Origin of the sequence: Arenibacter hampyeongensis (genome assembly GCF_002909255.1) — a bacterium.
Classification (GTDB): Bacteria; Bacteroidota; Bacteroidia; order Flavobacteriales; family Flavobacteriaceae; genus Arenibacter; species Arenibacter hampyeongensis.
Genome location: NZ_PIOB01000001.1, coordinates 139,045 through 155,372, shown reverse-complemented (window position 1 = coordinate 155,372; position 16,328 = coordinate 139,045). Strand labels below are relative to the sequence as shown.

The 16,328-nt window shown below is 40.2% G+C and carries 13 protein-coding genes; 8 read left to right on the top strand and 5 right to left on the bottom strand.

Annotated features, from left to right (window positions below):
* Positions 1-591 precede the first annotated feature (591 nt).
* The gene (locus CWD91_RS00650) at positions 592-1,581 is read left to right on the top strand and encodes a ribonucleotide-diphosphate reductase subunit beta (protein WP_103439028.1); all 990 of its coding nucleotides are present in this window, start codon (positions 592-594) and stop codon (positions 1,579-1,581) included.
* 132 nt (positions 1,582-1,713) lie between these two features.
* On the top strand, positions 1,714-4,188 hold the full coding sequence (locus CWD91_RS00645; protein WP_103439027.1) for a ribonucleoside-diphosphate reductase subunit alpha: 2,475 nt from the start codon (positions 1,714-1,716) through the stop codon (positions 4,186-4,188).
* A 488-nt stretch (positions 4,189-4,676) separates the two neighbouring features.
* On the opposite strand, the gene CWD91_RS00640 is transcribed toward CWD91_RS00645, so the two are convergent.
* From CWD91_RS00640 to CWD91_RS00630, 3 genes are all read right to left on the bottom strand, one after another.
* Positions 4,677-5,591: a hydroxypyruvate isomerase family protein gene (locus tag CWD91_RS00640; RefSeq protein WP_103439026.1), complete on the bottom strand. Its 915-nt coding sequence runs from the start codon at positions 5,589-5,591 to the stop codon at positions 4,677-4,679.
* A gap of 98 nt (positions 5,592-5,689) precedes the next feature.
* Positions 5,690-6,337 (bottom strand): gluconate 2-dehydrogenase subunit 3 family protein, encoded by a 648-nt coding sequence (locus CWD91_RS00635; protein WP_103439025.1) that lies wholly within the window; start codon positions 6,335-6,337, stop codon positions 5,690-5,692.
* Entirely contained in the window at positions 6,337-8,049 is a 1,713-nt protein-coding gene (locus CWD91_RS00630) for a GMC oxidoreductase (RefSeq protein ID WP_103439024.1), read from the bottom strand. Before CWD91_RS00630 ends, CWD91_RS00635 begins: the two co-directional genes overlap by 1 nt.
* 135 nt (positions 8,050-8,184) lie before the next feature.
* On the opposite strand from CWD91_RS00630, the gene CWD91_RS00625 reads away from it, so the two are divergent.
* From CWD91_RS00625 to CWD91_RS00610, 4 genes are read left to right on the top strand one after another with little or no spacing between them, the layout of a single operon-like run.
* Positions 8,185-9,174 carry a sugar phosphate isomerase/epimerase family protein gene (locus CWD91_RS00625; protein WP_103439023.1) on the top strand — a complete coding sequence of 330 codons (990 nt, stop codon included), beginning with the start codon at positions 8,185-8,187 and terminating at the stop codon, positions 9,172-9,174.
* An 11-nt stretch (positions 9,175-9,185) separates the two neighbouring features.
* Positions 9,186-9,629, top strand: coding sequence for a DinB family protein (locus CWD91_RS00620; RefSeq protein WP_103439022.1), 444 nt, complete (start codon positions 9,186-9,188; stop codon positions 9,627-9,629).
* Between the two features lie 15 nt (positions 9,630-9,644).
* Entirely contained in the window at positions 9,645-10,874 is a 1,230-nt protein-coding gene (locus CWD91_RS00615) for a nucleoside permease (RefSeq protein ID WP_103439021.1), read from the top strand.
* Between the two features lie 17 nt (positions 10,875-10,891).
* Positions 10,892-12,028 carry a Gfo/Idh/MocA family protein gene (locus tag CWD91_RS00610; RefSeq protein WP_103439020.1) on the top strand — a complete coding sequence of 379 codons (1,137 nt, stop codon included), beginning with the start codon at positions 10,892-10,894 and terminating at the stop codon, positions 12,026-12,028.
* 73 nt (positions 12,029-12,101) lie between these two features.
* On the opposite strand, the gene CWD91_RS00605 is transcribed toward CWD91_RS00610, so the two are convergent.
* The gene (locus tag CWD91_RS00605; RefSeq protein WP_103439019.1) at positions 12,102-12,563 is read right to left on the bottom strand and encodes an ASCH domain-containing protein; all 462 of its coding nucleotides are present in this window, start codon (positions 12,561-12,563) and stop codon (positions 12,102-12,104) included.
* 61 nt (positions 12,564-12,624) lie between these two features.
* Positions 12,625-14,328: a GMC oxidoreductase gene (locus CWD91_RS00600; protein WP_103439018.1), complete on the bottom strand. Its 1,704-nt coding sequence runs from the start codon at positions 14,326-14,328 to the stop codon at positions 12,625-12,627.
* A gap of 144 nt (positions 14,329-14,472) precedes the next feature.
* Between CWD91_RS00600 and CWD91_RS00595 the strand changes: the two genes are divergently transcribed.
* Both CWD91_RS00595 and CWD91_RS00590 read left to right on the top strand, forming a co-directional pair.
* Positions 14,473-15,525, top strand: coding sequence for a sugar phosphate isomerase/epimerase family protein (locus CWD91_RS00595; RefSeq protein WP_103439017.1), 1,053 nt, complete (start codon positions 14,473-14,475; stop codon positions 15,523-15,525).
* 17 nt (positions 15,526-15,542) lie between these two features.
* Positions 15,543-16,325: a 3-keto-disaccharide hydrolase gene (locus CWD91_RS00590; protein WP_103439016.1), complete on the top strand. Its 783-nt coding sequence runs from the start codon at positions 15,543-15,545 to the stop codon at positions 16,323-16,325.
* The last annotated feature ends 3 nt before the right edge of the window (positions 16,326-16,328 follow it).

Here is a 16,328-nt window from a genome sequence, read left to right as displayed (position 1 = left end):
TGACTTAATTCAGGAGATTTATATTAAGAAATTTGGATGCTTTCGCAGAGGTACTGCTCGATAATAATAATTTCCATTGCAAAAAAAACAATGGTATGATCAACATAAACTAAATTAACTCTAACTCCACCACTATGATTACTACAAATATTAAAGCTATAAGCGTAGTTTTTTTGGCTATGATAGCTATTTCCGTATTTATGATTTTTGCAGCATTGTCCCTTTAGATTTTCAAATTTAATTTGAAATAGTAAATTAAGGATAAATGGATACCTTTTCATCCAAATCCATGGATGGTAGTGGGTATTGCTAACATAAACCAAATAGTATGTTTTTATATACTTTTTGGTTTATTTTTTTTGCTCTAATTTTTTCAACAGGACATATCCAATTTATTGGAATTGCCTTTGTTCTATAAAGGTAATGAACATCACTTGCGAACATACATTTCAACATTTAGTGTTAAAAACTTTGTGGTTAATAATGCATATTGGGCTTTAGTTATTGGGGGTATTTTGCAATCTTTGTTATCTCCGATCGAGGGCAATTTTTCGCCTAAGTTAAAGAAACCCAATAAAATCTAAATAAGATATGTCAGCAGCTATAGAGCCGATTCTGAAAGAAAATCCTAACCGATTTGTTATTTTTCCTATAAAGCATCATGATTTATGGGATTGGTACAAAAAATGTGAGGCTAGTTTTTGGACGGCTGAAGAAATTGATCTGCACACGGATCTTAACGATTGGAGCAACAAGCTGAATAGTGACGAACGCTATTTTATAAAACACATTCTTGCCTTTTTTGCAGCTTCCGATGGCATTGTGAACGAAAACCTTGCTGAAAATTTTGTCAGTGAAGTACAATATGCCGAGGCGAAGTTCTTCTATGGTTTTCAAATAATGATGGAAAACATTCATTCCGAAACCTATTCGCTGCTAATTGATACTTATGTAAAGGATGAAAAGGAAAAGGATTTGCTTTTTAACGCTATTGAGAATTTTCCAGCTATAAAGAAAAAGGCCGATTGGGCCTTAAAATGGATAGACTCGCCAAGTTTTGCAGAACGGCTTATTGCATTTGCTGCAGTTGAGGGTATTTTCTTCTCTGGTGCGTTTTGTTCAATTTTTTGGCTAAAGAAAAGAGGCTTGATGCCGGGACTTACTTTTTCCAATGAATTAATATCAAGGGATGAGGGCATGCATTGTGATTATGCCGTTCATCTCCATAACAAACACCTTATCAACAAAGTGCCCAAGGCACGTATAACTGAGATTCTGGTAAACGCTTTGGATATTGAGAGGGAATTTATCACAGAATCCCTTCCTGCCAGCTTAATAGGGATGAACTCTAAGTTGATGACACAGTACCTTGAGTTTGTAACTGACCGTTTGTTGGTGGAGTTGGAATGTGACAAGGTCTACAATTCAACCAATCCGTTCGACTTTATGGACATGATTTCCCTGCAAGGCAAAACCAATTTCTTTGAAAAAAGAGTTGCGGAATATCAAAAGGCAGGGGTCTCGAACAACAAAGATAAGGACGGCGATTCTCAGAAAATTAGTTTCGACGCTGATTTTTAAGATATAGTGGTACAATTAATATCCCCTTTGGGTTATAAGGGGATTTTTATGCGTCGATTTTAATATGTTAATGTTTTTAACATATTGCCCCATAACCCAAACTTATGTATCATTTAAAAAAATTGTAGCAACATGTATGTAGTAAAAAGAGATGGCAGAAAAGAGCTGATGATGTTCGATAAGATCACGGCCAGAGTAAGAAAATTGTGTTATGGCCTTAATGATCTGGTAGATCCATTAAAGGTGGCCATGCGAGTAATTGAAGGGCTTTATGATGGGGTAACAACCTCGGAGCTGGATAATTTGGCAGCGGAGATTGCGGCTACAATGACCACTTCGCACCCAGATTATGCCAAGTTGGCTGCACGTATTTCCGTTTCCAACCTTCATAAAAATACCAAGAAATCCTTTTCGGAAACCATGAAGGATCTATATGAATACGTAAATCCAAGAACCGGAAAAAAAGCGCCATTGCTGTCCGATGAGGTTTATGATGTAGTTTCTGAGAATGCGGATAAACTGGACTCTACCATTATTTATAACCGGGATTTTGGCTACGATTATTTCGGATTTAAGACTTTGGAACGTTCCTATCTTTTAAAATTGAACGGAAAGATCGCAGAAAGGCCGCAGCATATGCTAATGAGGGTTTCCATAGGAATACATCTAAACGATTTGGATTCGGCTTTGGAGACCTATGAGTTGATGTCCAAAAAATATTTTACCCACGCTACACCTACTTTATTTAATTCCGGTACCCCAAAACCTCAAATGTCTTCCTGTTTCTTATTGGCAATGAAAGATGATAGTATTGATGGTATATATGATACACTAAAGCAAACAGCAAAAATTTCGCAATCGGCTGGTGGAATAGGTCTTTCTATCCACAATGTTAGGGCTACGGGTTCCTATATTGCAGGGACCAATGGTACCTCCAATGGTATTGTGCCAATGCTTCAGGTTTTTAACGATACAGCACGCTACGTGGATCAAGGTGGTGGAAAGCGCAAAGGCAGTTTTGCCATTTATGTTGAGCCATGGCATGCGGACATATATGAATTTTTGGATCTGAAGAAAAATCACGGCAAGGAAGAAATGAGGGCAAGAGACCTATTTTATGCCATGTGGATTCCAGATTTATTTATGAAAAGAGTTGAGGGCAATGAAAATTGGACCCTGATGTGTCCTAATGAATGTCCAGGACTCTTTAACCATCACAGTGAGGATTTTGAGAATTTATACCTTAAGTACGAAGCTGAAAACAAAGGACGTAAAACGGTTAAGGCCCGCGAACTTTGGGAGAAAATTTTGGAGTCACAAATAGAGACAGGTACTCCGTACATGCTTTATAAGGATGCAGCAAATAGGAAAAGTAACCAACAGAATTTAGGTACCATTCGCTCCTCCAACCTTTGTACCGAAATTATGGAATATACTTCCCCCGATGAGGTGGCAGTATGTAATTTGGCTTCCATTGCGCTTCCCATGTTCATTAAGAATGGAGAGTTTGATCACAAGGAGTTGTTTAGGGTCACAAAACGGGTTACTAGAAATTTAAATAAGGTAATAGATCGTAATTATTATCCAATCAAGGAGGCTGAAAATTCCAATCTGCGTCACAGACCTATTGGTTTGGGGGTTCAAGGTTTGGCCGATGCGTTTATTATGTTGAGATTGCCTTTTACCAGCGATGCTGCCAAGGAATTGAACCAAGAGATTTTTGAGACTTTATATTTTGCTGCGGTTACGGCTTCCATGGAAATGGCAAAAGAGGAGGGGGCTTACTCGTCCTTTGAAGGTTCGCCAATTTCCAAAGGAGAATTTCAGCATAATTTGTGGAGTGTTAAGGATGAAGAGTTATCCGGTAGATGGGATTGGGCAAAATTGCGTAAAGAAGTAAAAAAGAACGGAGTCCGAAATTCCTTATTGGTAGCTCCTATGCCTACAGCCTCTACCTCGCAAATATTGGGTAACAATGAATGTTTTGAGCCTTATACTTCCAATATTTATACCCGTAGAGTGTTGTCCGGGGAGTTTATTGTAGTGAATAAGCATTTATTGGAGGATTTGGTAGGTCTTGGCCTTTGGAACGAAAATATGAAACAGGAATTGATGCGCGCCAATGGTTCCGTACAACATATTGAAAATATACCTGCTGAAATTAAGGAGTTATATAAGACGGTTTGGGAATTGAGTATGAAAGATATTATTGACATGTCCAGACAACGTGGCTATTTCATTGATCAGAGCCAGTCCCTAAACTTGTTCATGGAGAACGCCAATTATTCCAAGTTGACCTCAATGCATTTCTACGCATGGAAAAGTGGGCTTAAAACGGGAATGTACTATCTAAGGACTAAAGCCGCGGCGGATGCCATTAAATTTACTTTGGACAATACAAAGAAACAGGAGACGCCTGTAGCTGATGTGCCAATGGAGGCTAGTATAGTGGCTCCGGAAGTTACAAAGACTATAAATGTTGAAGCCACTTCGCCCAACCAACAGGAAGTTGAGGTACAGCCAATGACAGCAGCTGAGATGAAGGAATTGATAGCTCAGGCTAAGGAAGGTCAGGCAGATGACGATTGTTTAATGTGTGGCTCCTAAAGGGCTCAAATTACCGGAATCAATCAATAAAAAATCCCCAAAGTAAAATCTTTGGGGATTTTTTATTTCATATAGTTAACAAGAATAGCCTTAATGGTTGTTCTTCCGAACTATTTAGAAGCTGCCCGTCTATTGAATATATAGGGTTTTAGTATAAACGCACACAGGAACGCTATACAATAAATTACTAGAATTGTGATGTACTTATCCATTTTGCCCCGTATTAAATAACTTATTTAAAATTATATACGAAGGAAATGGGTAAATGGATTATAATTATCTCCAAAACAATAATTTAACATAACATATCCTTGTCATTTTTTAAAATGATGGTAATATATTATTCGCCCTAGGACCAATAATATAAGGTAAATTGTTATGGTGTAAATGTAAAGTTCCATCTTACCCTTAAGACGAAGAAACAAGATGGAAACTTTCTAAATGCAACGTTAAAATCCAGGACTAAAAGTCCTGAAAGGTATTAGAAACTACAAAAAATTGTCCTCGGACTTATAAGCGTTTATAACCGCCAGTTCCCCTTCCTTGTCGGGTCTGGAATTGCCGTGTTCCATACCCAAGACTCCTTTAAATCCTTTGTTATGTATAAACTTGAAGACATTTTTGTAATTAATTTCCCCGGTAGTGGGTTCTTTTCTTCCTGGATTATCCCCTATTTGAATATAGTCTATTTCATCCCAGGTAAGTTCCATATTGTGAATCAAATGACCCTCGGTTTTCTGCATATGGTAGATGTCAAACAATATTTTGCAGGAAGGGCTATTTACGCCTTTACAAATCATATAAGTCTGATCTGAATTCTGCAAATATAGATCGGGAGAATCGGATAAAGGTTCCAATACCATGACCAAGCCATGGGGTTCTAGAATCTCGGCACCTCTTTTTAATGCTTCAATTACGTTTCCATCCTGAATACCGATCGGTAGTTTTCTTTCAAATCCGCCCGGAACAACGGTCATCCATTTGGCATTTACACGTTTGGCCACTTCAACAGCTCGCTTACAACCATCCAAAAAAATGTCAATATATTCCTGTTTTCCCGCAGCAAGGGTGTTTGCCATATTTCCTCCTTTGTCTATAACAAAAACACCCATGGTCATATTGCGTTTGGCTAAGGTTTCTCCTATTTTGGTCTGCATTGCCACGTCCCTGCCCATCATGCCGTTGTCTTCAAACGCCGTAAACCCTTGATCGGCCATGAAGTTTATTTGGTCAATAAGGTCATCACTTGCAAGGTTTTTAAACATCCCAAAATGAGGGGCATATTTTAAGTTGAACGAGTGTTTTGTTTTCATTATAGGTCCGGCTCCATAAGCTAAGGAGCCTCCCAATGTAACTGCACTACTGGTAAGGGCTGTTTTTTGAATAAAATCTCTTCTTTTCATTTTAGGATAAGGTTGGAATTTTGTTATAAAATAATGCTAATAGAACTAAGTGGTCTATGGACCAACCTTGCTCTAATAGCTCATGATTAGTTGTTAATTTACAGTGACCAGGTCTTTCCCCCAGTTAATTCTTGAAGATCTCCGCATCCAATGTATTCTCCTGGTACAGGTAAATAAGGTAATACATTCTCGCCGACAAATTCTGATGACTTATAGCCCCAAATTGTTAGACCTCTCAAATTATTGGTGAAGGAAAACCTGGATAGTCCGTCATCCAAGGTGGCCGTTTTACCAGCCTTTACAGCCTCCGTATAAGTGTTTATTGCTTTGAAGTTTTTGGCCTCATCTTCTTTCGAAACTTTTAGCGCATTGGCAAGGACTGGTTCCAGTTCTTTTGGAGTTAGGTCAGCAATTTCCTTCTTGCCTGAGTCCTGCAAGGCCTTGTCCATAAATTTCCCCATGGTCATCCTTAACAGATCCTGCTGTTCCTTTTCCATTACCTGGTCGGCAAAGCGATCTATGAAGATATGCACCTGTACCTCGGAGGCAGAAGGAGTATCGGTTTTTGGAAGTATAATATCTACCAAATGGGTTAGAACAGATCCTTCAGCAGATGTTAGAAAATCTGGGGTCCATACAATTGCAGCGTCCTTTTTACAACTTTGAACGATGCTGATCAGGGTTGGGGTGGCTACGGTGTATCCTAACGCCAGCCCCATATTTTTAAGTGCTTTTCTTCTATCCATTATATATTTCCTTTTTTAAGTTCTTTGACCGCATGGTCAGCGGCCCTAGCTGTGAAGGCCATATAAGTCAATGATGGGTTAACACAACTGGCCGAAGTCATAAATGACCCATCAGTTACATAAACATTTGGTACATCATGTAATTGATTGTTCCCATTAAGCACGGAGGTTTTTCTATTGCGCCCCATCCTGGCCGTGCCCATTTCATGAATTCCCAAACCTAAACCTGTTGGTCCATCATGCCCTTTGACATCTCGTAATCCTGCTTTTTCCAGCATTTCTATTGCAGATTGCTGCATATCTTTACGCATGTTGAATTCGTTTTCCTGTAAATCGGCATCGAAGGTTACAGTAGGAAGTCCCCAGCCATCCAATTTATCGTAATCCAAGGTCATTCTGTTATCCTCATAAGGGAGCACTTCGCCAAATCCACCGATGCCCATTCTCCAGCCTCCAGGGTTAAGTATATTGTCCTTAAGGTCTTTTCCGTAAGAAAGTTCTGCAACCGTTTCTTCCCAATTGCCCCTACTGGCTCCACCCTGATAACCAAATCCACGTTTATAATCTTTTCTATCGGAATCTCCACCAAGGTTTCTAAATCTTGGAATATATATTCCATTAGGTCTTCTGCCCTTGTAATATTTGTCTTCGAAACCATCGAATTTACCGGAAGCACCTACACCTAAATGGTGGTCCATAATATTGCGGCCCAGTTGATCTGAATCATTGCCCATACCATTTGGGAATCGGTCAGATTTGGATTGCATTAATATGGAAGTGGAAGCTATGGATGAGGCACATAAGAAAATAACCTTTGCCTTAAATTCAAAAGTTTCCTTGGTCAACCTATCTATAACCTTTACCCCTGTAGCTTTCTTGGTATTGGGATCATATATTACTTCATGAACAATAGAGTCTGTTCGTAAGGTCATGTTTCCTGTTGCTTCTGCCGCTGGCAGGGTAGATGACAAACTGCTGAAGTAGCCTCCAAAAGGACACCCTCTTATACAGCGGTTTCTGTATTGACATTTGGTGCGTCCGTCAAAATTTTTGGTCCCGGTAATATGCGCCACACGGCCTATGGTAACGGCACGGTCGTCAAAACCTTCTGTAACTTTATTCTTAAAATGTTCTTCAACACAATTCATTTCCATGGGAGGCAAAAAATCACTATCCGGTAGTTGAGGTAGGTTAAGTGCCTCTCCACTAACTCCAATATAGTTTTCCACCAAAGAGTACCATGGTGCAATATCCTTATAGCGTACCGGCCAATCAACTGCAATACCGTCCTTTTGGTTGGCGGTAAAATCGATGTCGCTCCATCGGTAACTTTGCCGTCCCCATTGTAATGAACGCCCACCTAAGTGGTAACCTCTCATCCAATCAAATCGCCTTATTTCATTATAGGGGTGCTCCAGGTCATTTACAAACCACATTTTACTGGCAGCATTTGTGGTATAACCTGTTCTGTTCTGTTTAGGTTGTTTTGCAACATCTTCCTTGGTAGGTTCTCCGGCGTTCGGAAAGTCCCAGGGGTCTAAATTGGCAGTTTCGTAGTCTTCGATGTGTTTTACCATTCTTCCACGCTCCAAAACTAGGGTTTTGAGTCCTTTTTCACATAACTCCTTGGCGGCCCACCCTCCGCTAATCCCCGTACCTACGACAATTGCATCATAAGAATCCTGCACTTCATTGCTATAAATCTTGCTCATTTATGAAATTGTTTATTTAATAAATTTATTAAATATAAAATTAATTTTCTACATTTAAACCCTATATTTATTAATACTATGACACTATAACGTTATAGTAATTGTTAATTCTTGGATTTAATCTCAAAACGTATTATGAAGTGTAAAAATTTAAAAATCAATGGAACTAAGGTAGTTTTAATAGCCTTATTTATGGGTGTCTTTTCCTGTAAGGACGCTCCTAAGGAGCAGCCAAAGGATATGGAGGCCTCAGAGGTAGCCATGAAGACTGCAGATCCATTTTTTAAATTGTCGTTGGCCCAGTGGTCCATACATAAGATGATACGTGAAGATGGTGTTGATCCCTATACTTTTGCGGAAAAGGCCAAGAACTGGGGCTTTACCGGGCTGGAGTATGTTAGTCAATTATATAACCCTGAGTTGGAAAAGGCCAACTATTCAGAGGAGGCCATGGCCGCATTTGTTGAGAAATCCAATGCAGAGGCAAAAAAATATGGTTTGCAAAATGTATTGATCATGATTGACGGCCAAGGGAATTTGGCGGTTAGCGATGAGAAAGAAAGAAATGAAACTGTAGAAAAACATAAGAAATGGGTGGACGCTGCTGCGGCAATGGGATGCCATGCGATTCGGGTAAATCTGAACGGAAGTAGCGTTCCCGAGGAATGGAAAGTGAATGCCGTGGACGGACTTACCAAGTTGGCAACTTATGCGGCAACCAAGAATATTAATGTTTTGGTCGAAAATCACGGGGGATTGTCATCCAATGGGGTATTGCACGCTGAAGTGATGAAAGCTGTAAATATGGATAATTGCGGAAGCCTTCCGGATTTTGGAAACTTCTGCATAACAAGATCCGAGAATGGCTGTGCGGAGGAGTATGACAATTATAAAGGCATAGCGGAATTAATGCCTTATGCCAAGGCGGTAAGTGCCAAATCCCATGATTTTGATGCGGACGGCAATGAAACGAAATTGGACTACCCTAGAATACTTAAAATGGTTAAGGACGCAGGTTATACTGGTTTCATAGGTGTGGAATATGAAGGTAGTGTTTTGAGTGAGGAGCAAGGAATTCTTGCTACAAGGGATTTATTGATAAAGGCCGGTAAGGAACTAAATTAGCATTATATCCTATGAAGGCTTTTTTCAATCAGCTTTTCGATTATAACTTTTACTGCAATAAGAAATTGATTGAAGAGTGCCAAAAGCTGGAACAGGTTCCAGATAGGACAACGGAGCTCTTTAGTCATATTTTAAATGCCCACCATATATGGAATGCCAGGATTCTTGGTAAAAAAATAGAGTATGGCGTTTTTCAGTTACAGCCGCTAAAGGATTGGGGAGATATACATTACGAAAATCAAAGAAGCTCTTTTGAGATAATTACCAATGTGGATAGTTTTGAAAAGCGATTGGACTATGAGAATACCCAAGGTAGGTTGTTTACCAATACCATTCAGGATATGTTATTTCATATCATAAACCACTCAACCCATCATAGGGCCCAAATTTCCGTTGATTTTAGAAATAACTCCATTGAACCCCTGGTCTTGGATTATGCTTTTTATAAGCGATAAATACCCTTTTGAACCGTGAATGTTAAAACCAAAGTACAGTTGTCCATAATGATGTTCCTTGAATTCTTTATTTGGGGGGGATGGTTCGTGACGCTTGGCACGTTCTTGGGGCAAAACCTCAGGGCTACGGGAGCGGAATCGGCAATGGCGTATTCAACGCAATCCTGGGGTGCAATTATAGCCCCTTTTATTATAGGATTGATCGCCGATAGATATTTTAATGCGGAGCGCATTTTAGGGGTGTTGCATCTACTGGGTGCCGTTATGATGTACCAGATGTATACAGCCGTCGACTTTGCAGGTTTTTATCCCTATGTACTTGGATACATGATTCTATATATGCCTACTTTGGCCTTGGTCAATTCAATTTCCTTTAGTCAGATGAAGAATCCGGCCAAGGAATTTTCATTTGTGAGGGTTTTTGGTACCATAGGTTGGATAGCCGCCGGTTTAATAATTAGTTATGTATTCCTGTGGGATTCCGAAGCCTCTAGGGGCGAAGGCCTATTGAGAAATACCTTTTTAATGGTGGTGATCGCTTCGGCCATTCTGGGGCTTTTTAGTTTTACCTTACCTAAAACACCTCCAAAGGTTAAAACAAATGAAAAGGTGTCCATTTCAGAAATTTTGGGACTGGATGCACTAAAACTTGTAAAGGATAGAAATTTCTTTATATTCTTTGTCTCATCCATTTTGATTTGTATTCCACTGGCCTTTTATTATCAAAACGCAAATCCATTTTTATCGGAGATTGGAATGGAAAATCCCACGGGAATAATGACGCTTGGCCAAGTTTCAGAAGTCTTGTTTATGTTGTTATTGCCGTATTTCTTTAAGAAATTTGGATTTAAAAAGACCATGATCGCCGGGATGCTGGCTTGGACCATTAGATATCTCCTTTTTGCATATGGAAATGGTGGAGATTTGGCTTTTATGTTAATATTGGGGATTGCACTACACGGTATTTGCTATGATTTTTTCTTTGTATCCGGGCAGATTTATACGGATTCAAAGGCGGGTGATAAATTTAAAAGCGCGGCCCAAGGTTTAATTACCTTGGCGACCTATGGCGTTGGAATGCTGATAGGTTTTTGGGTGGCCGGAAGAATAACGGATAGTTATTTGTTAAGTGAAGGTGTTCACAACTGGACGGATATTTGGACTTTTCCAGCTATTTTTGCATTTGGGGCAATGGTACTGTTCGCAATATTTTTTAAAAACGAAGAAGTAGAATATAAAGAGTAATTAGGAACAATTATATTATGGGTAAAAAAATTAAACTAGGAATTTTAGGGGGTGGAGGAGACTCCCTTATTGGAGTGTTGCACAGAGTGGCATCACAGATTAATGATAATTACGAAATTGTTGGCGCAGTTTTTAATCCGGACTTTGAAGCGAATGTTGCTTTTGCCGAGGAAATAGACGTGCCTACCAATAGGATCTATAAGGATTTTGACACCTTGGTAGAGGAGGAATTGAAACTTCCCAAGGAAGAACGTATTCAGGTATGTTCTGTACTTACTCCTAACTTTTTGCATTTTCCTATGGCCAAAAAGTTACTGGAAAACGGGTTCCATGTCATTTGTGAAAAGCCTATGACCACCACCTATGAGGAAGCTAAAATTTTACAGGCAACCTTGGAAAAGTCAAAAACCGTTTTTGCGGTTACCCATACCTATACCGGGTATCCCATGGTTAGACAAATGCGCGAGATGATAAAGGCCGGGGCTATTGGAAAAATACACAAGGTAGATGCACAATATTATCAAGGTTGGATCAACTCCATTATCCATGATAAGGCCAAACGTTCAACCGTTTGGAGATTAGATCCCAAAAAAGCCGGAATCAGTTCATGTATGGGGGATATTGGGGTTCATGCCTTCAATATGATCGAGTATACGACCGGTTTGACAATAAAGTCCATTTTGGCAGATTTCAATTATTTATATGAGGATAATCAAATGGATGTAGACGGTACGGTATTGATCCGTATGGACAAGCATGTGAAAGGGGTTATTCGATCTAGTCAGGTGGCTACTGGGGAAGAAAACGGACTTTCCATTGCTATTTACGGAGAGAAGGGTGGCCTTAGATGGGAGCAGGAGAATCCCAATTCTCTGTATGTCTTAAGTGATGATAAACCTCTTCAGGTCTACAAGCCTGGCCATGCGTATAATTCTAAGTTATCCTTGGCAGGAACTAAATTACCTCCAGGACATCCTGAAGGAATTTTTGATTCTATGGCCAATATTTATTTAGGTGTTGCAAGGGCAATTAGAGGTGAAAAATATAACGATGGTGAATTCCCAACTATGCTGGATGGGGTTCGCGGTCTGGATTTTATTGAAAGTACGGTGGAGTCCAACAAAAAAGGCAATATTTGGATCGATTTGAAATAAATGGAGATGAATTTGATATGGAAATGGCCGCAATAGCGGCCATTTCTTATTAATATATTATAAGTCCCGAGGATTACCCGTAAACTTTGTCGAACTCTACACAAACAACGATCATGCTGTCTCTGGGAACACGTTCATAAGGGGCCAATTCACGGGTGAAATAATTCCAATGGTATTTTTTCCAGTGCTCTAGACTTTTGTCCCCTAAGCCCTCCAATTGTACATAATCCGTGCTAATACTAAAAAATGGCTTCAATTTTACGGATTTGGTCCTTATGATGCACTTGGCTTTGCCGTTCCAATCTGTAATAATCATAAAGGCACCTATTTTAGGAAGTGGCTCTTTTCGGTATTGAAGGCCCAATAGGGAAAAAGAGGCCGCTTTCTTAAGGTTTTTGATGACTAGATTCACTACCTGGTCTGCATCTTGTTCATTGTCGCTAAAGTGAAACACTTTAGGTGCTTCCTCAAAAGCAAATTCCAAGTGGGCGTCTAAAAAATCACCCCACATATTTCTAGCCGAAGCATTGTCCATTCTAATTAGGTCTAAGTTTTAACAGTAACGGTAAAATACATTAATTATTTCTCGAAGGATGTTATGAAAATTTACCCTCTTTCAATTGTTTGGCAGCATGATTTGCTGCCCTAGCCGTAAATGCCATATAGGTCAACGACGGATTTACACAATTGGAGGAGGTCATAAAAGCACCATCGGTGACATATACATTGGGAACCAGATGCACTTGATTATTTTTATTCAAGATTGAGGTTTTGGAATCATGTCCCATGCGGGCACCGCCCATTTCATGTATTCCCAATCCAGGCCCGGAAGGTTCCTCATAGGATTGTACATCTTTAAACCCTGCCGCTTCAAACATCTCTACAATAACTTTTTTGATATCCATGCGCATATTCAGCTCGTTCTCCTTGAATTCAACATCAAATGCCAATTGTGGAAGCCCCCATTTATCTTTTTCTGTAGGGCTTAAAGAAACCCTGTTATCGTCATATGGGAGGAATTCTCCAAATCCGGTGACACCGATCGTCCAATGACCTGGCTTTAGAATGCTTTCTTTGAGTTCTTTTCCAAATCCCAATTCCCCAATGGCTTCAGACCAATCGCCTCTACTGGCCGTACCTTGAAAACCGAATCCTCGAATATACCCATCGCGTTTGGTCTTTTCGTCCATATTTACGAATCGGGGAATATAAAAACCATTGGCACGGCGACCTTTATAATATTTGTCCAAATATCCATCCACTTTAGCGGTTGCCCCTAATTTATAATGATGGTCCATGATCCCTCTACCCAAGGCATCAGAGTCATTTCCAAGACCATTCGGGAAGCGTTCACTTTTTGATTGCAATAATATACCTACGGAAGCCATGGCTGAAGCACAAAGAAAAATAATACGGGCCTTGAACTCAATTTTTTCGTTGGTTTCCGCATCTATCACTTTTACTCCGGTCGCTCTTTTTGTTTTATCATCATAGACGACTTCGCATACTATGGAATTGGGTCTGAGCGTCATATTACCTGTTCTTTCTGCGGCCGGCAAAGTGGATGAATTGCTGCTAAAATAGCCTCCGAAAGGGCATCCACGCGAGCATCTATCTCGATTTTGACACACTCCGCGACCTTCAAAATCTGCATTTGGATCTGTAATGTGTGCCGTACGGCCAATGGTCACCAAACGGCCATCATCAAATTTTTCTGCTATGGATTTTTGAAAGTCTTCCTCTACACAATTCAATTTCATGGGGGGTTGAAATTTACCGTCTGGCAATTGTTTTAGCCCGAGGGCTTGACCACTGACCCCTATGTATTCTTCAACTTTGTCATACCATGGCGCAATATCCTTGTAACGAACAGGCCAATCAACACTGATGCCCTCTTTTTTATTGGCTTCAAAATCAATATCGCCCCAACGGTAACTCTGTCTTCCCCATGTTAAGGAACGCCCGCCTACCTGATATCCTCTTATCCAATCGAATCGTTTGGTTTGAACATAAGGATGCTCCAAATCGTTTACAAAGAAATGCTTATTGCTCTCATCCGGTGCCCAATTCAACCTACTTTGTATGTGATATTTTTCTTTATCGGCTTTGGATAATTTACCCTTTAATGGATAATCCCATGGGTCATCGTTCATTGTGGGGTAATCCTCGATATGCTTTACCATTGGTCCTCTTTCCAGCACCAAAGTCTTTAACCCATTCTCGCAAAGTTCTTTAGCTGCCCAACCTCCACTAATACCGGTACCTACAACAATGGCATCAAACATTTCGCTTTGATTCATTCTATATTTCTTGTATTAATTCTGATGCTTTTCCTATATTTATGACTTCGCATTTGTAGGCATATGCTACAAACTTTAAATATAGGATTTTTATCCTAAATGTTAACAAGGGTTATTTTCAATTACACTTAATAAAAATTTAAAATGAAGACAATTAAAGGGCCGGCAGTATTTTTAGCACAATTTGTAGATGAAAAAGCACCATTCAATTCGTTGGATGGCATGTGTAAATGGGCATCCGATCTGGGATATAAAGGAATACAAATTCCAACTTGGGTAGATTTTTTAATCGATTTGGATAAGGCTGCCGAGAGTCAGACCTACTGTGACGAGTTAAAGGGAAAGATAAATTCTTATGGTTTGGAAATAACCGAGTTGTCTACTCATTTGCAAGGACAATTGGTGGCGGTGAACCCTGCTTACGACCTTATGTTCGATAATTTTGCGCCGGACAAGGTGAAGAACAATCCAAAGGCACGTACCGAATGGGCCATTGATGTTGTTAAAAAAGGAGCCACGGCGAGTCGTAGGCTCGGACTAAATGCACATGCCACTTTCTCGGGATCACTACTATGGCATACCGCCCACCCATGGCCGCAGAGACCTGCGGGATTGGTAGAGATGGGCTTCGAAGAATTGGCAAAAAGATGGTTGCCCATTCTAAATCACTTTGACAAGGAAGGTGTGGATGTATGTTATGAAATCCACCCAGGCGAGGATCTTCATGACGGGGATACCTTTGAGCGATTCTTGGCCGCTACCGGGAACCATAAACGAGTTAATATTTTGTACGACCCAAGTCATTTTGTACTTCAGCAGTTGGATTATATTACTTATATAGACCATTACCACGAGTTTATAAAATCGTTTCACGTTAAGGATTCGGAATTTAACCCAACTGGCAAAAAAGGAGCCTTTGGTGGTTTTAATGATTGGGGTGACCGCGCAGGTAGATATCGATCGTTGGGTGATGGACAGATAGATTTTAAGTCCATTTTCTCCAAATTAACCCAATATGGCTGTGATGTTTGGGCGGTAATGGAATGGGAGTGTTGCATTAAGAGTCCGGAACAGGGGGCTAGGGAAGGTGCCAAGTTCATCCAGGATCATATCATTGAGGCTACGGAAAAGACCTTTGACGATTTTGCAGGGGCAGCTATAGATAAAACAGTATTAAAGAAAATATTAGGACTTTAAAATAAATAAATAAGGAAATGAAAAAATTGATATTTAGTGCCTTGATAGCCGTTATGGTTATGGGCTGCAAGGATAAAACGGATAAGAAAAACATGGACATAGACTCCGATCCTTTGGCAAATTCCGAAAAAGTAACTCCACCCCCACCTCCACCAGCTCCAATTGCAGGGGAATGGCAAGTACTTTTTGACGGAACCAACTTCGATGCCTGGAAGCGGTATTTGGAAGATGGTGTTGGGGATGCATGGAAAATCGAGGATGGTGCCATGGTATACTATCCACCAAAAGAGCGTAAAAAAGGGGAGAAATACAACTTGGTGACCAAGGAGGATTTTACCAACTTTGTACTATCCGTAGATTGGAAAATTTCAGAAGGCGGAAATAGCGGTATTTTTTGGGGCGTTAAAGAGGTGGAAAGTCTTCCGGAGGCCTACCATTCCGGACCGGAAATACAGGTATTGGACAATGAAAAACACCCTGACGCAAAAAATGGACCTGTAAGACAGGCAGGGGCTTTGTACGATATGGTTGGTCCTAGTGAGGACGTAACCAAACCTGTTGGGGAATGGAACACCTGTGTTATTACGGTAAATCATAAAACCAATAAAGGGAATGTAGTGTTGAATGGTACGGAAATAGCTTCTTTCCCGGTACATGGAGAGGAATGGGAGGCAATGATCGACAAGTCTAAATTTAAAGGGTCGGAGCATTTTGGAAAATATAAGACCGGCAGGATTGGATTGCAAGATCATGGGGACATTGTGTCCTACAGAAATATTAAGATAAAATCATTGGACTGATCC